Source organism: Amycolatopsis sp. NPDC088138, from assembly GCF_044741685.1.
Classification (GTDB): Bacteria; Actinomycetota; Actinomycetes; order Mycobacteriales; family Pseudonocardiaceae; genus Amycolatopsis.
On record NZ_JBIUTB010000011.1, the window covers coordinates 113,648 to 135,273 of the forward strand.

General features: G+C 71.9%; 14 protein-coding genes and 1 pseudogene. 7 read left to right on the top strand and 8 right to left on the bottom strand.

Features of this window, described 5'->3' with window-relative positions; translation table 11 throughout:
- Positions 1-25: 25 nt before the first annotated feature.
- On the top strand, positions 26-5,020 hold the full coding sequence (locus tag ACIOD2_RS48060; RefSeq protein ID WP_400552624.1) for an RHS repeat-associated core domain-containing protein: 4,995 nt from the start codon (positions 26-28) through the stop codon (positions 5,018-5,020).
- Between the two features lie 15 nt (positions 5,021-5,035).
- Here ACIOD2_RS48060 and ACIOD2_RS48065 read toward each other — a convergent pair whose 3' ends face one another.
- Positions 5,036-6,769, bottom strand: a complete 1,734-nt coding sequence (locus ACIOD2_RS48065) for a thiamine pyrophosphate-dependent enzyme (protein WP_400552626.1) — start codon at positions 6,767-6,769, stop codon at positions 5,036-5,038.
- 15 nt (positions 6,770-6,784) lie between these two features.
- Positions 6,785-8,368 (bottom strand): FMN-binding glutamate synthase family protein, encoded by a 1,584-nt coding sequence (locus ACIOD2_RS48070; RefSeq protein ID WP_400552627.1) that lies wholly within the window; start codon positions 8,366-8,368, stop codon positions 6,785-6,787.
- 171 nt (positions 8,369-8,539) lie between these two features.
- Between ACIOD2_RS48070 and ACIOD2_RS48075 the strand changes: the two genes are divergently transcribed.
- Both ACIOD2_RS48075 and ACIOD2_RS48080 read left to right on the top strand, forming a co-directional pair.
- Positions 8,540-8,938, top strand: a complete 399-nt coding sequence (locus ACIOD2_RS48075) for an ATP-binding protein (RefSeq protein WP_400552630.1) — start codon at positions 8,540-8,542, stop codon at positions 8,936-8,938.
- A gap of 213 nt (positions 8,939-9,151) precedes the next feature.
- Complete coding sequence (locus ACIOD2_RS48080) at positions 9,152-10,366, top strand: PP2C family protein-serine/threonine phosphatase (RefSeq protein ID WP_400552782.1); 1,215 nt, start codon at positions 9,152-9,154, stop codon at positions 10,364-10,366.
- Between the two features lie 9 nt (positions 10,367-10,375).
- Here ACIOD2_RS48080 and ACIOD2_RS48085 read toward each other — a convergent pair whose 3' ends face one another.
- Positions 10,376-11,503 (bottom strand): glutathione-independent formaldehyde dehydrogenase, encoded by a 1,128-nt coding sequence (locus ACIOD2_RS48085; protein WP_400552632.1) that lies wholly within the window; start codon positions 11,501-11,503, stop codon positions 10,376-10,378.
- 252 nt (positions 11,504-11,755) lie between these two features.
- Between ACIOD2_RS48085 and ACIOD2_RS48090 the strand changes: the two genes are divergently transcribed.
- The 3 genes from ACIOD2_RS48090 (at position 11,756) to ACIOD2_RS48100 (ending at position 15,001) form a co-directional block, all read left to right on the top strand.
- Positions 11,756-12,652, top strand: a complete 897-nt coding sequence (locus tag ACIOD2_RS48090; RefSeq protein WP_400552634.1) for a hypothetical protein — start codon at positions 11,756-11,758, stop codon at positions 12,650-12,652.
- A gap of 53 nt (positions 12,653-12,705) precedes the next feature.
- On the top strand, positions 12,706-14,409 hold the full coding sequence (locus tag ACIOD2_RS48095) for a beta strand repeat-containing protein (RefSeq protein WP_400552636.1): 1,704 nt from the start codon (positions 12,706-12,708) through the stop codon (positions 14,407-14,409).
- A gap of 154 nt (positions 14,410-14,563) precedes the next feature.
- Positions 14,564-15,001, top strand: a complete 438-nt coding sequence (locus ACIOD2_RS48100; protein ID WP_400552638.1) for an SRPBCC family protein — start codon at positions 14,564-14,566, stop codon at positions 14,999-15,001.
- Here the strand turns inward: ACIOD2_RS48100 and ACIOD2_RS48105 are convergent.
- From ACIOD2_RS48105 to ACIOD2_RS48115, 3 genes and pseudogenes are all read right to left on the bottom strand, one after another.
- Positions 14,998-15,395 (bottom strand): annotated as a pseudogene (locus ACIOD2_RS48105) (integrase core domain-containing protein); the annotation flags it as partial. The gene ACIOD2_RS48100 and the pseudogene ACIOD2_RS48105 sit on opposite strands and share 4 nt — an antisense overlap.
- A 135-nt stretch (positions 15,396-15,530) precedes the next feature.
- A complete protein-coding gene (locus ACIOD2_RS48110) occupies positions 15,531-16,235 on the bottom strand; it encodes an LLM class flavin-dependent oxidoreductase (RefSeq protein WP_400552640.1) in 705 nt (234 codons plus the stop codon).
- A 1-nt stretch (position 16,236) separates the two neighbouring features.
- On the bottom strand, positions 16,237-18,186 hold the full coding sequence (locus ACIOD2_RS48115; protein WP_400552642.1) for an acetoacetate--CoA ligase: 1,950 nt from the start codon (positions 18,184-18,186) through the stop codon (positions 16,237-16,239).
- 131 nt (positions 18,187-18,317) lie between these two features.
- Between ACIOD2_RS48115 and ACIOD2_RS48120 the strand changes: the two genes are divergently transcribed.
- Complete coding sequence (locus ACIOD2_RS48120; RefSeq protein WP_400552644.1) at positions 18,318-19,304, top strand: LLM class flavin-dependent oxidoreductase; 987 nt, start codon at positions 18,318-18,320, stop codon at positions 19,302-19,304.
- Between the two features lie 6 nt (positions 19,305-19,310).
- Here the strand turns inward: ACIOD2_RS48120 and ACIOD2_RS48125 are convergent, their stop codons facing one another.
- Together ACIOD2_RS48125 and ACIOD2_RS48130 are read right to left on the bottom strand one after the other, a co-directional pair.
- Positions 19,311-20,900, bottom strand: coding sequence for an ATP-binding protein (locus ACIOD2_RS48125; protein WP_400552647.1), 1,590 nt, complete (start codon positions 20,898-20,900; stop codon positions 19,311-19,313).
- Positions 20,897-21,601: a response regulator transcription factor gene (locus ACIOD2_RS48130; RefSeq protein WP_400552649.1), complete on the bottom strand. Its 705-nt coding sequence runs from the start codon at positions 21,599-21,601 to the stop codon at positions 20,897-20,899. Before ACIOD2_RS48130 ends, ACIOD2_RS48125 begins: the two co-directional genes overlap by 4 nt.
- Between the last annotated feature and the right edge of the window lie 25 nt (positions 21,602-21,626).

The window sequence follows — 21,626 nt, forward strand, 5'->3', positions numbered from 1 at the left end:
GTCGAGGGGCTGAGGTGGGGGACGGATGAGCAATCCATTGGTCGCGGAGACCAAGGATTCGACCACGGCGTACTCGGGGGTGTCGCTGCTGGAGTCGGCGGCCGACCTGAAGTCCGCGATCGAGTCCGGGGATTGGGCCTCCGTGGCGATGGGTGCCGTCGGTACCGCGCTCGACGCGCTGTCGATGGCGATGGACCCGTTCGGCGCGATCCTCGCCGCCGGGGTCGGCTGGCTGATGGAACACGTCGGGCCGTTGAAGGAAGCGCTCAACGGGCTGACCGGCAACGCCGACGAGATCGCGGCCCAGTCGGAGACCTGGAAGAACATCGCGACCGAGCTGGGCAGCATCGGTGAAGACCTGACCGGGATGGTCAAGGCTGACACCGTCTCCTGGACCGGGAACGCCGCCGACACCTACCGCCAGCGCGCCGACGACACCGTCACTTTGCTGGCCACGGCCCAGAAGGGCTGCGAAGGCGCCTCCAGTGGCGTGAAGACCGCGGGTGAGGTCGTCGCCGCGGTGCGCGCGTTGGTGCGCGACATCATCGCGGAGCTGATCGGGCACCTGATCAGCTGGGCGTTGCAGGTCGTGTTCACCCTCGGCATCGGGCTGACCTGGGTCGTCCCGCAGGTGATCAACGCCGTGGCGAAGACGGCGTCGAAGATCGCCGACCTGGTCAAACGCCTCGTCACCGCGCTCAAGGCGCTGATTCCGCTGCTCAAGCGCGCCGGAGACCTGTTCTCGGACGCGGCGAAGGCGTTGCGCAAGATCAAGCCCGGCAAGACCGCGCCGCCGCCGAAGCACGCCGACATCAACGGCAGCCCGAAGGGGCTGGACGGGCCCAAGGGCAAGGGCGGGGACTCCACCACGCCGTCGGGCGCGAAGGGCGACGGCGACGGCACCCACACCTCGGGTGCGGACGCGCCGCCCAAGACCGACCCGCCGCCCGCGTCGAAGGGCCCGGACGACACCCCGAAGAGCCCCGACGGTGACCCGCCGCCCTCCGGCACACCCAAGGGCGGCGGCGACTCGACGACGTCGTCCGGTGCGAAGGGTGACGGCTCGAAGGGGCCCGAGCGGAACACCTCCGAGACCAAGGAACCCGTCTGCAAGGAAGGCAGCGGCGACCCGATCGACGTCGAGACCGGCGACGTCCTGGTCACCGAAAGCGACCTCGTCGTGCCGGGTCCGCTCGGCCAGCTGATCGTCCGCAACCACGTTTCGTCCTACCGGGCCGGGCGCTGGTTCGGGCCGTCGTGGGCGTCCCTGGTGGACGAACGGCTGACGGTGGCGGACGGGACCGTCACCTACCACAGCGCCGACGCGATGATCCTGCGCTTCCCGGTGCCCGCGCCGGGCAGGTCGGCCACCTCCCCGCACGGCCCGCTGCGCCGGCTTCACGCGCAGGGCACCGAATACGTCCTGGAGAACCCGGCGCGCGGCACGCTGCACCGGTTCGTCCCGGCCGAGGGCGACCCGGACCTGTTGCTGCTCAGGGAGATCCGCACCGAAGCCGGGGGGTACGTCGAGCTGGAGCACGACGCCGACGGCGCGCCCGCGCTGCTCACGCACTCCGGCGGCGCCCGGATCGCCTTCGACGTCGACGGCGGCCGGATCCGCGCGGTGCGCGCGCTGTCCGACGGCGCTGACGTCCTCGTCGCCCGGTACGACTACGACACCAACGGCCACCTCAGCCTGCGCGCGAACTCGTCGTCCCGGCCCGCCCGCTACACCCACGACCCCGAAGGCCGGATCACCGGCTGGACCAACCACATCGGCGCCTGGTACCGCTACGTCTACGACCAGCGGGGCCGCTGCGTGCGGGGGGTCGGCGACCAGGGTTACCTCGACGCCTCGCTCGTCTACGGCGACCGGCGCACCACCGTGACCGACTCGGCCGGCCGGCAGACGGTGTACGAGTTCGACGAGAACGGGAACACGGTCGCGCTGACCGACCGGACCGGCGGCGTGACCCGCCGGGAGTGGGGACCGCGTGACGTCCTGCTCTCCCGCACCGACCCGCTCGGGCGGCGCACCGAGTTCGAGCACGACGCGCAGGGGCGGCTCGTTTCGGTGCTGCGCGCCGACGGCTCCCGGGTGCTGATCGCCGAGCGTGATGACGACGCGCTGGTGATCGAGGTGGCCGACGGCGACCGGGTGTTCCGCCGCCGCTACACCGCGCCGAACCTGCCGGACCCCTACACCGACCCGCTCGGCGTGACCGCGGACCAGCACCTCGAGCAGGTGGCGGACACCGATACCGCGCCCGACACCGCCACCCCCCGCGTCGAGGCCGACCTGTTCGGGCGGCCGCGGGTGATCGAGGGCGTCGCCGGCCGGACCACGTTCGCCTGGACGGTCGAAGGCTCGTTGCGGGAGGTCGTCGCCACGGACGGCACCCGCCGGCAGTGGACGTTCGACGGCGAGAGCGAGGAAACCTCCCGCACCGACGAGCTGGGCCGGGTGGTCCGCACCGAGTACGGCCCGCAGGGCACGGTCACCGCCACGGTCGACGCCGCCGGGGCGCGCACCACCCAGCGCTACGACACCGAGCTGCGGCTGGTCGCCGTGACGAACGCCGCCGGGCAGACCTGGCACTACGCCTACGACGCCGAAGACCGGCTGCTCGCCCAGACGGACTACGCCGGCCGCGTCACGCGGTGCGAGTACGACGCCGCGGGACAGCGGGTGCGGCTCACCGGGCCGGCGGGGGAGACCGTCGAGTCCCGGTACGACGTGCTGGGCAACCTGACCGAGCGGACCAGCCCGGCCGGCACCGAGACCTACCGCTACGACCCGGTCGGCCGGCTGGTGCGCGCCACCGGCCCGGACGGCGTGCTCGAGCTGGAGCACGACGACGAGGGCCGCCTCACGCGCCAGACCACCGCGGCCGGCACCACCACCTTCGACTACCCCCACGGCGCGAAGACCCGGCGCACCCCGTCCGGAGTGGACGTCCACTGGGGACAGACGGCGGACGGCCTCGAGCTGGTGCGGGTCGCCGGTACCGAGCTGACCCTGTACCAGGACGCCGCGGGCCGCACGCTCGGCCTCGCCGCCGGGCCGAACCCGGTGCTGCGGCAGGAGTTCGACCCGGCCGGGCGGCTCGCCGCGCAGCACACCCCGGCCGGGGCCACGCGCTACCACCGGCGTCCGGACGGCAGCGTCGCCGCCCGGGAGGCGCCGGCCGGCGGCGTGCGGTACGAGTTCGACAACGCCGGCCGCGTCACCGCCGCGCTGCACCCCGGCGTGGCCGAGCGCTACGCCTACGACGTGCTCGGCAACCTGATCTCCTCCTCGCCGGGGACCGGTCCGGAGGCAGGTCCGCGCCAGTACACCGGCGGGGTGCTCGCCGCGGCGGGCGCGGTGCGTTACGCCTACGACGCGCAGGGCCGGCTGATCCGGCGGACCCTGCCCGCGCCGGACGGGACGGCGCTGACCTGGACGTTCGGCTGGGACGCGCACGACCACCTGGTCGCGGTGCGCACCCCGGACGGCACCCGGTGGCGCTACCGCTACGACGCGCTGGACCGGCGCGTCGCCAAGGAACGGCTGGACACCGCGGGCGGCGTCGCCGAACGGGTCGACTTCGCCTGGGACGGCACGAACCTCGTCGAAGCCCGCCACACCGCCGGCGGCGCGCTCGTGGAGGCCCTGACCTGGATCCACCACCCCGACGAGGACCGGGTGGTGGCGCAGGCGCGCACCCTGCCCGGCGGGCGGGTCGAGGTCTCCGCGGTGATCACCGACGAGATCGGCACGCCGACCGAGCTGGTGAGCCCCGACCACGGCACGGTCAGCCCGGTGCGGACGAGCCTGTGGGGCCTGACCGCGGCCGGCACCCGGCCGCCGACCCCGCTGCGGTTCCCCGGCCAGTACTTCGACGCGGAAACCGGCCTGCACTTCAACGTCTTCCGCTACTACGACCCGGCCAACGCGCGCTACATCTCGCCGGACCCGCTCGGCCTGACCCCGGCGCTGAACCCGGAGACCTACGTCGAGGACCCCTTCCTCGCGGCCGACCCGCTCGGCCTGACCCGCAACAGCGGCAAGGTCGTCGACTACTCCGACGACGCGTTCGCGTTCCTCGACGACGACGCGACCTTCGAGTCGGCCGCCCCGTGCAAGAAGGCCTCGAAGAAGCGCCCGAACCCCAACCAGGGCACCGGAAACGCGGCGAGCGGGTCCGGCTCCGCCACCAAGAAGCCCCGGACCGGCCGGTACGACCCGCCGCTCACCGGCAACGACAACGTGTCGCACGGGAACTCCGGCCGCACGGTGATGGAAGGCGGCGGGAAGTCGGGCGGCGGCTCACTCGACGGGTCCGGGCGGGGGAGCCGCCCCGGCGGCACCACGCCGGCGGGCAACCACCTCACCGACGTCAACGACCTGAACGCGACCAAGCACGCGGACTTCGACCCGCGCCTGCAGGCCGAGCTCGACAAGCTCAAGGGCGACGGCAAGAACGGCTACAAGCCCGACACCGACGAGGGCTACTTCATCAAGGGACACCTGAAGAACAACGAACTCGGCGGCTCCGGGACCGCCGACAACATGACCACGCTGTCCCGCAAGGCGAACTCCCAGATGTCGGGCAACTTCGAGAGCAAGCTCAAGCAGGCCGACATCCAGATCGGGCAGGTCAAGGACACGGTCAACCGGATGGGCGACACGGAGCTGCAGCGGAAGATGAACAACTGGGGCATCAGCGGGACGCCCGCGGACTTCCGCAAGGAAGCTCAAGGCCTCAAGGTGGACTACTCGGTCACGGCCAGCGACAACGTCAAGTGGCCGAACGCGAAGAACCCCGCCGAACAGGGCATCCGGGACCACGTCAAGCTCGACGCCGAGTACAAGGGCCTGACTTCGAACGTGGAGAAGTTCATCCAGCACAACAAGCCGGACAACTTCCTGACGGAGTTCCCGCCGAAGGGGACGAAGCTGGACACGGTCAGCGGCGCGTTCGACCCGCCGATCAACTGGGGTTCGAACCGGCCGATGGCCAACCTCGCCGAGTGAGGGCGGGCCTCGCGGTCAGCTCTTCTCGCCGGTGCTGCGGAGGTGCTCCTTGACCTTGGCGATCGCGAAACCCCAGCCCTGGTCCACCGTGGGCTTCGGCGGGACGGACATCTCCTCGGGGTTGGTCAGGACGTCCAGCAGGACCGGGCCCTCGGTGCTCAGCGCGCGCTGAACGGCCTCGGCGAGGTCGTCCGGGTCGGTGACCCGGATGCCCGTCAGGCCCATGGCGGTGGCGACGGCCGCGAAGTCGGGGTTGTCCAGCTCGGTGCCGAACTCGGGCAGCCCGGCCTGTTCCTGCTCGAGTTTCACCATGCCCAGGCGCCGGTTGTCGAAGACCACCAGCTTCACCGGCAGCCGGTGGGTGCGGATGGTCATGAGGTCGCCCAGCAGCATGCTCAGGCCGCCGTCACCGCAGAACGCGATCACCTGGCGGTCGCGGTCCTGCAGCTGGGCGCCGATCGACTGGGGCATCGCGTTGGCCATCGACCCGAGGTTGTACGAGCCGAGCAGCCGCCGTGAGCCGGTCATCCGGACGAAGCGGGACAGCCACACCGTCGCCATGCCGGTGTCGGAGGTGAACACGGCGTCGTGGGCGGCGTGCTCGTCGATCAGCGCCGCCAGTGCTTCCGGCCGGATCTGGTGCTCGGCGTTGTCGAAGACGGACCGGACCTTGCCGACGAGGCCCTTGTCGTGCTCGGGGGAGGCGAGCCGCCGCTGCCCGGCGTGCCAGCGCTCGAAGTGCGCGCGGGCGTCGTCGAGGTGGGTCCGGGACGCCTGCGGGGACAGCCGCGGCAGCAACGCGGCCACGGTGGGGGCGACGTCGCCGACCAGGCCGATGTCGACGGGGACGCGGCGGCCGATGTGCTCGGCCACGGCGTCCACCTGGATGACCTTCTTGCCCGTCGGGTACCAGGCCCGGTAGGGGAAGTCGGTGCCCAGCAGGAGCAGCAGGTCGGCGTGGTCCATCGCCTGCGCGGCGGCGGGGTTGCCGATCAGGCCGGTCTGGCCCACCTCGAACGGGTTGTCGTCCTCGAAGCCCTCCTTGGCCTTGAGGGTGAGCACCATCGGCGCGCCCAGCCGGTCCGCCAGGGCCAGCACGTCCGCGCGGGCCTGCCGGGCGCCGCGGCCGACGAGCAGGGTGACCTTCCCGGCGGCGTTGAGCAGCTGCGCGGCGGCGTCGAGCGCGGGGTCGTCGGGGCGGGTGCTGCGCTCGGCGAGGGAGAACCGCGGCTCGCGGTCGGCTTCGACCTTCTTGTCGCCGACGTCACCCGGCACGGTGAGCACGGCGGGCCCGCCGCGGCTGATCGCCGTGCGGACCGCGATCTCCAGCAGGCCGGGGATCTGCTCGGGGGAGGTCACGGTGGCGCGGAAGACGGCGACGTCCTTGAACAGCAGGTCGTTGTCGACCTCCTGGAACATGTCGGTGCCGATGTCGGCCTGCGGGACCTGCCCGGCGATGGCGAGCACCGGAGCGTGGCTCTTCGCGGCGTCGTAGAGGCCGTTGAGCAGGTGCACCGACCCGGGGCCGACGGTGCCCATGCAGACGCCGATCGTGTCGGTGAGCTGGGCCTGCGCGCCGGCGGCGAACGCGGCGGCCTCCTCGTGCCGGCAGCCGATCCACTCGATGCCCTCGGCGCGGCGGATCGCGTCGGTCAGCGGGTTGAGGGCGTCGCCGACGACCCCGAACACGTGCGTGACGTCCAGCTGGGCGAGGCTGTCGACGATGACCTGGGCGACGGTGCGGGACACGGGTTTCTCCTGTGGTCAGACGGTGAAGTGGTCGGGATCGGCCGCGGCCCAGTCCTGGGCCCAGTCCCGCGGCGGCGCGGACAGCAGCTGCCCGGGGGCGAGCCAGTCGTAGAGCTCGGCGTAGGAGCGCACCTCGTGCGGGTCGACGCGGCGGCGGAGCATGTGCGGCCGCAGCTCGGCGGGGGACCGGACGCCCATCGACGCCATGATCTGCTGGGCGCCGGCCACCGTGGAGCGCTGGAACCGTTCCACACGCAGGGACTTGTCCGCGACGTCCAGGGCGCGGGCGCGGCGGGCGTCCTGGGTGGTGACGCCGACCGGGCAGTGGTTGGTGTGGCAGCGCTGGGCCTGGATGCACCCGACGGCGAACATCATCGCCCGCGCCGCGTTGGTGTAGTCCGCGCCCTGCAGCAGGCGTTTGACGATGTCGGCGCCGGTGGCGACCTTGCCGCTGGCGCCGAGCCTGATCTTCTCGCGCAGGCCGGTGCCGACCAGTGCGTTGTGGACGGTGATGAGGCCCTCGGTCAGGGGCGTCCCGATGTGGTCGGCGAACTCCAGCGGCGCGGCGCCGGTGCCGCCTTCGGCGCCGTCGACGATGATGAAGTCGGGCGTGACGCCTTCGTCCACCATCGCCTTGCAGACGGCGAGGAACTGGCTTCGCGAGCCGACGCAGAGCTTGAAGCCCGTCGGCTTGCCGCCCGCGAGCTCGCGCATCGAGGCGACGAACCGGATCAGTTCGCGGGGTGTGGAGAACACCCGGTGGTACGGCGGGGAAATGACGGTCTTGCCCTCCGGGACGTCGCGCACGCGCGCGATCTCGGCGTTCACCTTCCCGCCGGGCAGCACCCCGCCGATGCCGGGCTTCGCTCCTTGGGAGAGCTTCAGGGACACGCACTTGACCGCGTCGTGGGCGGCCTTGTCGGCGAACTCCGCCTTGTCGAAGTCGCCGTCGCCGGTGCGGCAGCCGAAGTAGCCGGTGCCGATCTCCCAGACGAGGTCGCCGCCGTGGCGCAGGTGGTACTCCGACAGGCCGCCTTCGCCCGTGTCGTGGGCGAAGCCGCCGAGGGCGGCCCCCTTGTTGAGGGCCAGGATCGCGTTCGCGGACAGCGAGCCGAAGCTCATCGCCGACACGTTCAGCAGGGCCATGTCGTAGGGCTGGGTGCAGTCGGGCCCGCCGATCCGGACCCGCGGCGGGTCGTCGGGCTGCGCCGCCGGGGCCATCGAGTGGACGAGGGACTCGTACCCGTCGGCGTAGACGTCACGCTCCGTGCCGAACGGCTCTTCGGCGTCGGTGCCCTTGGCGCGCTGGTAGACGATGCTGCGGACGCTCCGGTCGTACGGGCGGCCGTCGAAGTTGCGCTCGACGAAGTACTGCTGCAGCTCCGGCCGGAGCCCCTCGAGGAGGAACCGCAGGTGCCCGAGCACGGGGTAGTTCCGCAGCACCGAGTGCTTCCGCTGGAGGAGGTCCCCGCACCCGAGAGCGGCGACGGCGAGCAGCGGCACCGCGAGCAGCCACCACCACGGGCCGGCGAACACGGCGAGGGCGGTGGCGCCGAGCGCGAGGAGCGAGAGCGCAGCGATCGCGCCGAATCTGAGCACGGAACCGAAGCTAACCGCGTCCCCGGCCGGGCGCAGGTCGAGCGGCGGTTACCGGCGCCGATGGGGCATTCGTCCCGGTGAGCGCGGCGGTCGAGGCGTAGATCCGGCCGTTCGGGGTAACCCACGGGCCAAGGCTGCTTTCGGCACCGGTATCGCCCGTCAAAGGACCGCATGGACCTCCCGGAACCCGCCACGCACGAATACCGGTTCGACGCCGGCGTGACGCCCGACCTCGCCGCCGTGCGGCGGTGGATACGGAGCGTGCTGGACGGTGCCTCGTCCGAGGGGCTGGAGGACGCCCTGTTGCTCGCCACCGAGCTGGTCGCCAACGCGCAGGACCACGCCCAGGGGGTGCGGGCCCTGCGCATCCGGTGCCGGGGTCCGCGGTCGGCGGTCCGGCTGGAGATCGACGACGCCCGCCCGGACCTCGCCGTCCGGCTGGGCGGTTCGTCGTCGGACGAGGATCGCGGCCGGGGCCTCCTCCTGGTCGACGCGGTCAGCCGCCGCTGGGGTGTCGTCACCCACGACGACGTCTACAAGACGGTGTGGGCCGACCTCGCGGCCAGCTGAGGACTGTGCGGTCCTTTGTGGACAGTGGCGGTGATCCTCCGTGGGAACATCCCCACCAAGAACGCCACCGTGTTCGTCATCGACAAGGTCATGACCCCGACTCCCGGCCTCCTCGTGCACCGGTGTGGTGGCACCCGATCGCCGCGGTTTAGAGTTCCCCCAGCGAATCGCCGCCGTCGGCGACTGCTCGTGCGAGAGGGGCTCGGTGCGGTGATCGTTGCTTCGACCGATTCCCCGCGGCTGCTCGTGCCGTCGCCCCCGCCCGCGGTCAACCGGCTCTCGGTCCTGCTGGTCGAGGATGACGACGGTGACGCGCTGCTGGTCGAGGAGATGCTCGCCGACGTCCCGGTCGAAGCCGAGCGGATCACGCTGCTGCGGGTGGCGACGCTGGCGGCCGCGCTGCCGCTGGCCGGGGGAGTCGACTGCGTGCTGCTGGACCTGCAGCTGCCCGACGCGTCCGGCCTGACCGCCCTCAAGACCTTGCGCCACCACAGCCCGGCCAGCGCCATCGTGGTCCTGACCGGGCAGAACGACACCGCCACCGGGATGGCCGCCGTCGCCGCCGGTGCCCAGGACTACCTCGCCAAGGACCAGGTCGACGGCCCGCTGCTGATGCGCGCCATGCGCTACGCCTGGGAACGGCGGCGAGCCGAGGGCGCCGAACAGCGGCTCCTGGAGCAGCAGCTGCTCGCGGGGGAGAACGCGCGGCTCGAACGCGGCCTGCTGCCCACTCCGCTGCTCGCCGACGACCGCCTGGGCCTGGCGGTCCGGTACCGCCCGGGTCGCGACGGCGCGTTGCTGGGCGGCGACTTCTACGACACCGTCGAGCTCGCCGACGGCACCGTCGAGGTGATCATCGGGGACGTCTGCGGGCACGGCCCGGACGAGGCCGCGCTGGGCGTGGCGCTGCGGATCGCGTGGCGGGCCCTGGTGCTCGCCGGGCTGCCGGCCACCGAGGTACTGGCCACGGTCGACCGGGTCCTGGTCAACGAGCAGATCGAGCCGCTGTTCGCCACCGCGTGCATGGTCACCGTCGCCCCGGACCGGGCGTCCGCGCGGATGGTGCTGGCCGGGCACCCGCCGCCGTTGCTGCTCCCGCGGGCCGGGGCGGCCGGGTTCCTGCCGTCGGACGCGCTGGGGCCGCCGCTGGGCATCCCGCTGAAGCGCCCCCGGCGGCAGACCGAGGTCGAACTGGAGCCGGGCTGGTCCCTGCTGCTCTACACCGACGGCATCTTCGAAGGCCGGTCCGGCGGGAACGATCGCCTCGGCCGCACGCGGATGGCCGCGCTGGCCGGCGAGCTCCTCACCGGACCGGGTGACCCCGGCGCCGCGCTGGACGCCCTGATCGGCCGCGTCCAGCAGCTGAACGACGGCCCGCTGGACGACGACGTCGCGCTGGTCCTGCTCACCGGGGAGCCCGCCGCCTGACCGGACGGGTCAGGGGTGCAGGACGACCTTCGTCCAGCCGTCTTCACGCTTGTCGAAGTGGTCGTAGCCTTCGGCGGCCTGGTCGAGGTTCAGCTCGTGCGACACCAGGAACCCCGGTGTGGCGACGCCTTCGGTGATCAGGTCCCGCAGCTGGGCGTTGTACTGCTTGGTGTTGCACTGGCCGGTGCCCATGGACTGGCCCTTGAAGAAGAACGTGCCGTAGTCGAAGGCCAGCTTGCCCTGCTTGGCCAGTTCACCCTCGGCATGGGGGTCCTGCGGCACGTAGACGCCGACGACGCCGATGCCACCGGTCGGTTTCACCGCGGCGACCAGCTCGTTGAGCACGATCTCCGGCTGCTCGACCCCGTCCGCGCCGTGCGCCTGGTAGCCGACAGCGTCGACACCGCGGTCGGCACCGCCGCCGGTGAGGTCGGTGAGCTGCTCGACCGCGTCGCCGGCGGAGCGGTCGACCGGGATGGCGCCGATCTGCTCGGCGAGCTTGAGCCGGTCGGGCTGCTGGTCGACGACGAAGACGCGGGACGCGCCCTTGATCCTGGCGGCGTGGGCGGCCATCAGGCCGACCGGCCCGGCACCGTAGACGACGATGGTCTCGCCGGGCTGCATCTTGGCCAGTTCGACGCCGTGCCAGCCGGTGGGGAAGATGTCCGAGAGCATCGTGTAGTCGAGTTCGTGCTCGGTGCCCTCGGGCAGCACGAGCGCGTTGAAGTCCGCCCACGGCACGCGCAGGTACTCGGCCTGGCCGCCGTTGTAGGGGCCCATGCTGGCGTAACCGTAGGCGGCGCCGGCGCTGCCGGGGTTGGCGCGCAGGCAGAAGCCGGTCAGGCCTTTGAAGCAGTTGGCGCAGGTGCCGCACGCGATGTTGAACGGCAGCGAAACGCGGTCGCCGACCTTGATCCGCTCGACGGCGTCACCGACGGACTCGACGACACCCATGTTCTCGTGGCCGAGGACCTTGCCTTCTTCGACGTCGGTGCGGCCTTCGTACATGTGCAGGTCCGAGCCGCAGATGTTGGTCGTGGTGATCCGGACGATCGCGTCCTTCGGGTCCTCGATCCGCGCGTCCGCGACGTCCTTGACGGTGACGTCGTACGGTCCCTGGTACACAAGTGCCTTCACGGTGCCTCTTCCCTGATCTTGGTCGTGTTCCGGGATTCCCGGACCGGCCGCGCGGAAACCTGTTCCGCGTCTGGAAGAGGGGGGACGGCCCGCCGCGTCCATTTCGGACAGCTCGGCGGCTTACCCGCTACTCAGCGGTAGCAAACTCGTTCGGGGGAAAGAAAAAACTTCGATTGTTACCCAATCCGGTGATGGCCTCCGCCCCGAAAGCTGACTGACGGTGAAGTCCAACCCTGAAGGGGGGTGAGATGGATGGATACTTCCCTGACGGATTACGCGCTGGCCCGGCACCCACTGGTACTACGGGTGCTGGTCGTGGCCGGCGCGTTGTTCGGATTCACCCTGCTGGCCCTGGCCGTGTCGGGGGCGGCGGACGCTTCCGAAGGTTCACCGCCGCCCGACCGGTCCGGTTTGCTCGATCGTGTCGGCAACGTCGCTCACGACGTGCTCGAACCCGCCGGTCCGGTGCTCAAGCCGGTCGCGGGCACGCTGCACGACGTGACGTCGCAGGTGGCGCCGGTGGTGACGCCGGTGACGAGCGGGCTCGAGCCCGTGCTCGCGCCGCTGACCCGGCCCGTGCTGCACGCGGCGGAGCCGGTGCTGTCGGCCTTGCGGCCGGTCACCGAGCCCGTGTTGCACGCGGTCTCTCCGGTGACGTCGCCGGTGCTGCACGCGACTGCTCCGGTGACCGCGCCGGTGGTGCGGGCGATCGGGGCCGAGCACGGGGGCCCGGCGCTGACCGGGCAACCGGCCACGCCGACGCCACGCGGAGACTCCAGTGTCCCGCCGGTGGCGGCCGCGCCGGCCGAGCACCTCGTGCCGGTCGCTCCGGTGGTCGTCAAGCAGGGTGACAGCCGGCGCCGTCACGACGCTCAGGCCGGTTCCCGGCACGTCGCCGGGGACCCGGTTGCGGATGCGACCGGTGTTGCCGGCCCGATGTCCGGATCCGGCGGCGGCGGACTACCCGCCGACGTGTCCGGCATGAGTGGCGCGATGTCGGCGAGTTCCGGTGGGCAGCACGGTGGTGAGTACGCCGTGACCACTGCCGGAACCGGCGCGCTTGGGATCGAGCGGTCCTGGCGGGCGCCACCCGCGGGCTCGTGGTCGTTGCACTGGCTGGAGTTCTACGGCAACGATCATCCGAGCTGACTTTCCCTTTCCACCTCAATCCACATTGGACAGATGGTAAGGAAAGGGAAGTCATGCACAAGTACGTGCGACGCGGCCTGACCGCCGCATTCATCTCCGGCGGGTTCGTCCTGCTGGGGTCTGCGGTGGCCAGTGCGGACACCGTCGACTCGGGCCCGCTGGGCGGGCTCGGCAGCACCCTGCACTCGGTCGTGACCGGCACCGCCACCGGCGGAAACGGCGGGACCTCGGGCAACGGCGGGAACGCGAGCAGCAGCAACAGTGCTGTCAGCGGGAACTCCGGCAGCTCGGGCAACTCCGGGTCCACCGGCGGCAACAGCGCTTACGGCGTCTGTGTGCTGGCCAAGTGCACCACGACGGTGTCCTCGGGCAACTCCGGGAACACGGGCGCGACCGGTTCGACCGGGAACGCCTCGAACACCAGCAGCACCACCGGTGGCCACTCCGGGAACGCCGGCAACGGCGGCTCCGGCACCTCGGTGGCGTCGGGCAAGAACACCGCGGACACGCGGGGCGCCCGCGGCTCGGTGACCGGTACCGCGAAGGGCGGCAACGGTGGCAACTCCGGCGATGCCGGGAACGCCACCAGCGGCAACACCGCCGTCAGCGGAAACTCCGGCAACTCGGGTGACTCGGGTTCCACCGGCGGGAACAGCGCCTACGGCCTGTGCCTGCTGGCGCAGTGCAGCACCTCGGTGACCTCGGGCGACTCCGGGAACACCGGCGCCACCGGCTCGACCGGTGACGCGACCAACACCAGCACCACCACCGGCGGGAACTCGGGCTGGGCGGGCAACGGTGGCGACGCCACCGTGGTCGGCACCGGCCAGAACTCCGCCACGAACAACAACGGTGGGCACGGCTGGGGCCGGAACCAGGGTGGCAAGAACACCGCTTCGGGTTCGGTCACCGGCACCGCCACGGGCGGCAACGGTGGCAACTCCGGCGACGCCGGGAACGCCACCAGCCACAACAGCGCGGTGACCGGGAACTCCGGCAACTCGGGTGACTCGGGTTCCACCGGCGGCAACACCGCCATCGTGTGGACCCTGGGCGGCCAGAACAACGGCCGTGGTCACCAGAACGGTGGCTGGAACAACGGTGGCGGCTGGAACTCCGGTTGGAACCACGACTCCGGCTGGAAGCACGAGAGCGGTTCGAAGTCGGCCACTACGGTGACCTCGGGCAACTCGGGTGACACGGGCGCCACCGGTTCGACCGGTGACGCGTGGAACACCAGCACCACCACCGGCGGGAACTCGGGCTGGGCGGGCAACGGTGGCGACGCCACCGTCGTGAGCACCGGCCAGAACTCCGCCACGAACAACAACGGTGGGCACAGCTGGGGCCGTCACAACCAGGGCGGCACCAACAGCGTCCTGGGTTCGGTCACCGGCACCGCGACCGGCGGAAAGGGTGGCAACTCCGGCGACGCCGGGAACGCCACCAGCAGCAACTCCGCGGTGAGCGGCACGTCCGGCAACTCGGGTGACTCGGGCTCGACCGGCGGCAACACCGCCGTCACGTCGACCCGCGGTGGTCACCAGGGCGGCTGGAAGCACGAGAGCGGTTCGACGTCGGCCACCACGGTGACCTCGGGCAACTCGGGTGACACCGGCGCCACCGGCTGGACCGGCGACGCGGGCAACACCAGCACCACCACCGGCGGGAACTCGGGCTGGGCGGGCAACGGCGGCGACGCCGGCGTCATCGCTTCGGGCTGGAACACCGTCGCGCACGGCCCGCACACCGTCTGACGGTCAGCGGGGAACACCAGGGCGGGGCACCGGAGGAATCCGGTGCCCCGCTTCGTGCCGCGTTGATGGCCTGTGGAGATTCCGTTGTTCCCGGCGTTAGATGAACCGGTGATCCTGGAGAGTCCAAGATCGGTTCTGACACCTGGGAGTGACCATGCCGCGTCCCTACGCCAGCGGAGTCGTCGCCGCGCCCGTCGACAAGGTCTGGGCCCGGGTCCGCGCGTTCGGTGATCTGCCCGATTTCCTGGGCGCGATCGGGCACTGCGAGATCGTCGAGGGCGCCGACGGGCACGTCGGGGCCGTCCGGCGGCTGACCCTCGCCGCCGGCGGTGACCCCTTCGACGAGCGGCTGCTCGTCCTCGACGACCCCGCTCGCACCCTCACCTACGCGTTCACCGGGGCCAACCCCTTCGGCGTGCGCCGCTACGTGTCGACGGTCCGGGTCAGCCCGGTCACCGACACCGGCGAGTCCTTCGTCGAATGGTGGGCGGAGTACGACGCCGACGCGGGCCAGGAGGAGGAACTGGACCGCACCTTCGCCCACGACGTCTACGGCGGCGGCATCGACGGCCTGCGGAAGCTGCTCGCCTAGATGTGATGTCCGGGGAGGTCGGTCAGCCGGGTGATGGGTGGCTTGCCTCCGACGGACGAGTGGGGTCGGTGGTGATCGGAGAAGTGCAGCCGGCCCGGTAGCACAACTCGGCGTTGCTGCTCGCCGGGAGAGAAGCGCGCGTAGCCCAGCCTTCGGCCAGGGTGCGGTGGAAGCGTTCGTTCTTGCCGTTGGTCTGTGGCCGGTAAGGCCGGGTTCGTTCGTCGGGGATGTTGCCGAACTTGGTGACATCGACATGGATCAGTGAGCCGGGGTGGTCGTGTTCGTAGCGGCGCAGCGGTTCGCCGGTGACCCGGTCGATGCGGGAGAGCCGGTTGATCCGGCAGCGCACCAGCACCGCGTGCACGGTCGAGGCGGGCAGGCCGAGCCGGTCGCTGTGATGCGGACGGCAGCTGCGGTCACCCATCCCGGCCGCGCCTTCGGCGCGGTAACAACCTGAGGCCTTCACCTGTCTGCACGACAGGCCGTTACCGCTCACCTCAACTCGGGACAACGTTCCTGGACATCACACCTAGAGCAACGCTCTGACCCGCGCCGGGTCCGGTCCGTCCGGCCCGATCAGGACGACGGCGTCGTCGAAGCCCGCGTCCGCGTACCGCCGCAGTACCTCGCCGGTGGGGCCGAGGTCGCCGGAATCGGGCACCGGGACGGCGCACACGATCGCCCGGCCGCCGCCGGCCGCCCGGAACCGTTCATGGGCGGCGATGATCTGGTCGGGGGTGCGGCGGTAGGCGGACGCCAGCCAGCCGTCGAACTCCCGGGCGGCCCGCTCGACGTTGGCGCCCCACGAGCCGAGGAGCAGCGGTGGCCGCTCGTCGCCGAGCAGGTCCCGTAGCAGCGGCAGGTTCTCCCGGAAGGTCCGGAAACGCGCCGCGTAGTCCCGGTCGAGCAGGGCGTAGTCGAGGTCGGTCGACCCGGGACTGACGCCGAGCGTCAACCGGTCGCCGCACACCGGCATCAGCGACCGGACGCGGTGGGCGAGGTCGGCGGGGTGGTGCAGCGGGACCTGCACGGTGGCCGTGCCCAGCTCCACGCCGCCGGTGGCCGTGGCGGCGACGGCCAGGGTGACGAACGGGTCCGGGACGAAGAAACCGCGCCCGATGATCTGGGGTGTCCAGAGGCTCTCGAAACCCGCGCCCGCCAGCCGTTTCGCGCGCTCGGCGACGGCGATCGGCGGCCCGGGGGAGAGGTCGGCGAGTGTCGCACCCAAGCGCATGTCAGAACCCTCGTTCCGCCGCGAACCGCGCGTACCAGCGCAAGGCGTCCGGATCGTCAACCGAGGCGATGTTCGCGGCCTTCGCCAGTTCCTTGCCGCTCAACAGCTTCTTGATCGGGACCTCCAGCCGCTTGCCGCTCAGGGTGTGCGGCACGGCGGGCGCCTCGACGATCTCGTCCGGGACGTGCCGGTTGGTCAGGCGCGTCCGCAGCGTGGTGCCGATCTTCTGCTTGAGAGCGTCGTCGAGCGCGTGCCCGGGCGCCGGAACGACGAACAACCCCAGCCAGTACCCGTCGTCCGGCAGGTCGATCCCGATCACCAGGGTCTCGGTGATCTCCGCCATCGTCTCCAGCACGTCGTAGAAGTCGCTGCTGCCGAGCCGGACGCCCTGGCGGTTGAGCGTCGAGTCCGAGCGGCCGTGGATGGAGACGCTGCCGTCGGCGTGCATCGTCACCCAGTCGCCGTGGCGCCACACCCCGGGCCACGTGTCGAAGTAGGACTCGGTGTAGCGAACCGCGTCCGGGTCGTTCCACAGGGACACCGGCATCGACGGCATCGGCTGGGTGATCACCAGGTCGCCGACCGCGCCGACCACCGGCTCGCCGTCGTCGTCCCAGGCCGCGCCGTCGACGCCCGCGAGCCGGCCGCCGATGCGTCCTGCCCGGACGGGGTCGTACTCGCTGGCCCCGACGAACGAACCCGAGATGTCGGTGCCGCCGCTGGTCGAGTCGATCCGCAGGTCCGGGCTGACGTGCTCCATAACCCAGTGGTAGCCGGCGGACGGCAGCGCCGAGCCGCTGACCATCACGTGCCGCAGCCGGCTCAGGTCGTGCTGCTCCCGGGGTGAGACGCCGGTGTTCGCCGTCGCGGTGATCACCGCGGCGCCGAGCAGCACGAGGTCCGCCCGCGTGCGGGCCGCGACCTCCCAGACCGCGCCCGCCGGGTGGTTCGGACTGCCCTCGTAGAGCGTGATGGCCGCGCCCTGGGTGAGCGCGCCCAGCTGCATGTTCCACAGCGCCCAGCCGGTCGAGGTGAAGGTGAACATCCGCTCGCCGGCCCGCAGCCCGCAGTACAGCCCGGACCACTTCAGGCCTTCCAGCGTGATGCCGCCGTGGCCGTGCACCAGGCCCTTGGGCAGGCCCGTGGTGCCGGAGCTGAACAGCACCCAGAGCGGGTGGGAGAACTCGACCTGCTCGAACACCGGTGGTTCGTCGCGGGCCAGCAGCTCGTCCCACGGGGTCGTGCCGTCGGGGTGCGGCCGGTCGAAGACGTACGGGACGTGGACGACGTGCCGCAGCGTCGGAAGCTCCTCGCGCAGCCGCGCGACGACGTCGCCGCGGTCGATTTCCTTGCCGTTCCAGTGGTAACCGTCCGCCGCGATCAGCACGGTGGGCTCGAGCTGGGCGAGGCGCCCGATGGCGCCGTCGGCGCCGAAGTCGGGGGAGCAGCACGCCCACACCGCGCCGACCGCGGCGGTCGCGAGGCAGGCGATCACGGCGTGCTCGGTGTTGGGCAGGTAGGCGCCGACCCGGTCGCCGGGACGCACGCCGGCCCGGCGCAGCCAGCCGGCCGCGGCCGCCACCGACCGGCGCAGCGCCCCGAAGGTGATCTCCCGCGCGGGCCGGCCACCCTCCTGGACGCAGACCAGCGCGGTGACGTCGTCGGCCCCGGCGCGCAGCGCGTGCTCCGCCCAGTTGAGCCGGGCCCCGGGGAACCAGCGGGTGTGCGGCATGGGGTCGCCGGTGCGCACCCGCGTCCACGACGTGCTGAAGGCGACGTCGTAGTAGTCGACGATCGAGAGCCAGAACCGGTCCAGGTCCTCGACCGACCACGCCCACAGCGCGTCGTGGCCGGGGAACGGCCGCCCCTCGCGCTTTTCCAGCCAGTTCAGGTACGCGCGCAGCGGGGAGTTCTCGATGCGGTCCGCCGTGGGGCTCCAGAGCACGTCCATCCGTGCAACATAGAGACCGTCCGCCGCGCTTTCCGGCACCGTTGACGGGGATTTGAGAATCGCGTGTGATCGAGTTGAGCCGGCCCGCGCACGCTGTCCCTCGACGACGACGTCTCGAGGAGGCCGGACGCATGAAGCTCGCTCTCTACCTGCCCAACTTCCGCGACGAGGTGACCGTCAAGGAGCTGGAGGACCTCACGGCACTGGCCGAGGACCTCGACTTCGACTCCGTCTGGACGCTCGACCGCATCGTCGTCCCGGAGGCGTCCGACCGCGCCGAGCTGCAGTACCCGTTCGGCATGATGACCGACCTGCCCAAAGCCCTGCCGGTGATCTCGCGCGGCAAGTGGTTCCAGGGCATGACGCTGATCCCGTGGCTCGCCGCGAAGACGACCAAGGTGCGGATCGGGATGAGCATCATCGACACCCCGTACCGCTCGCCCGGCGTGCTCGCGGCCGAGCTCGCCACCCAGGACCACCTGTCGGGCGGCCGGCTCAACGTCGGCATCGGCTCCGGCTGGATGCCCGAGGAGTTCGCCGCCGCCAGCGTGCCGGAGTTGTTCCCGCGCCGGCACGCGCACGTGCGCGAGACGATCGAGATCATGCAGGGCATCTGGTCCAACGAGCTGTTCGAGTACCACGGCGAGTTCGCGGACTTCCCGCTCTCGGGCTTCGGGCACAAGCCGGTCCAGCAGCCGCCGCCGATCTTCTTCTCCGGCCTGAAGGACCCGAAGCGCTCGGCCAAGCGCATCGCGAAGTACGGCCTGCAGGGCTGGATCGGCATCCAGGACTCCCCGGAGGACATCAAGCGCTGGAAGGGCGAGATGGAGCGGGAGCTGGGCGAGCTCGGCCGCGGTTTCCCCGACGGCTTCGAGATGTGCAGCATGATCTGGTTCGTCATCACCGACGAGCCGATGGACCGGACCCCGGCGGGTAAGGGCACCAACCTGCTGGCCGGCAGCGCGCAGCAGATCGAGGACATCCTCAAGCGCTACAAGGAAGCCGGGATGACGATGCCGCTGCTGTGGCCGCCGTTCCGCGACGTGCCGACGTCCAAGACGCTCGACGACCTCAAGCGGCTGACCGAGGAGATCATGCCCAAGGTCAACGCGGCCTAGCGCGGTTCACCGCGGCAGCCGCACCTCGACCGTCGTGCCTTGGCCCACGACGCTCGTCACCGCGAGCCGCCCGCCCATCGCCTCGGTCAGCCCCTTCGCGAGGGGCAGGCCGAGGCCGACACCCTGGCCGGTGTCCGCGCCGAGCCGGTCGAACGGCGTGAACAGCCGCTCGAGGTCCTCCGGCGCGACACCCCGGCCGCTGTCCGCGACGGTCACGATCACCGCTTTCGCTTCGACGCGGGTGGTGATCGTGACCGTGCCGCCGGTCCGGTTGTAGCGCACGGCGTTGCCCGCGAGGTTGAGCAGGACCTGCTTGAGCCGGCGCTCGTCGCAGCGCACGGCGGCCGGCCCGCTCTCGTCGCGCAGGTGCACGCCTTCGGCACCGGCGAGCGGTTCCAGCAGGTGCAGGACCTCGGCGACCACGGCCGCCACGTCGAGGTCCGCCGGGTGCAGCGGCAGCGCGCGGGCCTCGATCCGGGCCACGTCGAGGACGTCGTCGACCATGGCCAGGATGTGCCCGGCCGCGTCGTTGATGTGCTCCAGCGCCGCGCGACGGCGTTCCGGGGGCAGGTCGAGCGAGCCCAGCAGCTCGGTGAACCCGGTGACGGCCTGCAGCGGCGTGCGCAGCTCGTGGCCGAGGGCGGCGACGAAGTCGGTCTTGGCCCGGCTGGCCTGTTCCGCCGCCTGGCGCGCCACCTCGGCCTCACGCCGGCCCCGGCGTTCCCGCTCGGCGGCGCGGCGCTGGGTGACGTCGAGGACGTTCGCGATCAGCCGGACGGGACGGCCGTCGGGCCCGGCCACCGGCGACACCGAGACGACGAGGTCCAGCGTGCGCCCGTCGGGGTGGCTCAGCGTCGCCTCGTACGGCGCGGCCGACTCCCCGGCCGGGGTGAGCAGCTCGTCGAGGCGGGCGCCGAGCAGCTCGTACTCCGTGCGCCCGAGCAGGTCCCGCAGCGCTTCGTTGGTGCGCGTCACGGCGCCGTCCGGCTCGGTGATGGCCATGCCGGTCACGTTGTCGTCGAAGGCGCGCCGGAACCGCTCTTCGCTGTCGGCCAGCGCGCCGAAGAGCGTGTCGTGGTCGATGGCCACCGACGCCAGGTGGGTGAGCCGGCCGACGAGGTCGCGTTCGCGGGGCCCGGGCTGGTGGGTCCGCTCGTGGTAGACGGCGAAGGTGCCGACGACGCCGCCCCGGCCGCGGATCGGCGTCGACCAGCAGGATCGCAGCCGGTGCGCGCCGGCCAGCTCCCGGAACTGCACCCAGCGCGGGTCGGTCGTGACGTCCTCGGCGATCACCGGCACGCCCAGGAAGGCCGCCGCCCCGCAGGACCCGGCGTCGCGGCCGATGGGGAGGCCGTCGATGCCCTCGGACCAGGCCGCGGGCAGCGACGGCGCCGCGCCGTGGTGCAGCGTCGCCGACTCCAGGTCGAGCAGCAGGATCGAGCAGTGGCAGCCGGGCATCAGCCGTTCGAGGGTGGTCGCGACCTCGGTCAGCACCTCGGCCAGCGGCGCGCCGCCCGCGATGCGCTCCAGCACCCCCGACTGCGCCCGCAGCAACGCCTCGGCGTCGCCGACGGCCTCCTGGACCTCGGCGGTCACGGCTCGAGCCGGTAGCCGACACCGCGGACGGTCCGCACGAGCCCCGGCCCGAGCTTCTGGCGCAGGCGGTGGACGTGCTCGGTGACGGTCGCTTCGCTCTGCCACTCGGCGGCGCTGGCCCAGACGGATTCGAGCAGCTGGGCGCGCGTGAACACCTGCCGCGGGTGCGCCGAGAGGAAGGCCAGCAGGTCGAACTCCTTGGCGGTCGTGGTGATCTCGCGGCCGTCGAGGAAGACCTCGCGCGCGGCGTGGTCGATCCGCAGCCCGGCCGCGGTCACCGGGGGCGCCGGCGCGGCCCGCCGCAGGACTGAGCGCACGCGGGCGACCAGCTCGCCGGGGGAGAAGGGCTTCACCAGGTAGTCGTCGGCGCCGAGGTCGAGCCCGACGATCCGGTCGGTCTCGCCGCTGCGGCCCGAAAGCACGATCACCGGCAACGCGGCTCCGCGCTCGCCGCTGCGCAGCCGCCGCAGCACGTCCAGGCCGCCGACGCCGGGCAGCGCGAGGTCGAGGATGACCAGGTCCAGGTGCTCACGCCCGATGGTCTCGAGGGCGCGCCGGCCGTCGGGGGCCTCGGCGACCCGGAACCCCTCGGCCTCCAGCTGCCACGTCACGACGGTTCGCACCCGCGGGTCGTCGTCGACGACCAGCACCAGCCGCCCGGTGGCCCCGCGGTTGCCGGGCAGCGTCGCAGAGGCGTCCATCGCGGCTCCTTCACCGGCGTCCGGC

Bases quoted from the DNA above. Each gene is read 5' to 3' on its own strand.
- ACIOD2_RS48060 (WP_400552624.1), top strand. From the start codon at position 26: ATGAGCAATCCATTGGTCGCGGAGACCAAGGATTCGACCACGGCGTAC.
- ACIOD2_RS48075 (WP_400552630.1), top strand. From the start codon at position 8,540: ATGGACCTCCCGGAACCCGCCACGCACGAATACCGGTTCGACGCCGGC.
- ACIOD2_RS48090 (WP_400552634.1), top strand. From the start codon at position 11,756: ATGGATACTTCCCTGACGGATTACGCGCTGGCCCGGCACCCACTGGTA.
- ACIOD2_RS48095 (WP_400552636.1), top strand. From the start codon at position 12,706: ATGCACAAGTACGTGCGACGCGGCCTGACCGCCGCATTCATCTCCGGC.
- ACIOD2_RS48100 (WP_400552638.1), top strand. From the start codon at position 14,564: ATGCCGCGTCCCTACGCCAGCGGAGTCGTCGCCGCGCCCGTCGACAAG.
- ACIOD2_RS48110 (WP_400552640.1), bottom strand. From the start codon at position 16,235: ATGCGCTTGGGTGCGACACTCGCCGACCTCTCCCCCGGGCCGCCGATC.
- ACIOD2_RS48115 (WP_400552642.1), bottom strand. From the start codon at position 18,186: ATGGACGTGCTCTGGAGCCCCACGGCGGACCGCATCGAGAACTCCCCG.
- ACIOD2_RS48120 (WP_400552644.1), top strand. From the start codon at position 18,318: ATGAAGCTCGCTCTCTACCTGCCCAACTTCCGCGACGAGGTGACCGTC.
- ACIOD2_RS48130 (WP_400552649.1), bottom strand. From the start codon at position 21,601: ATGGACGCCTCTGCGACGCTGCCCGGCAACCGCGGGGCCACCGGGCGG.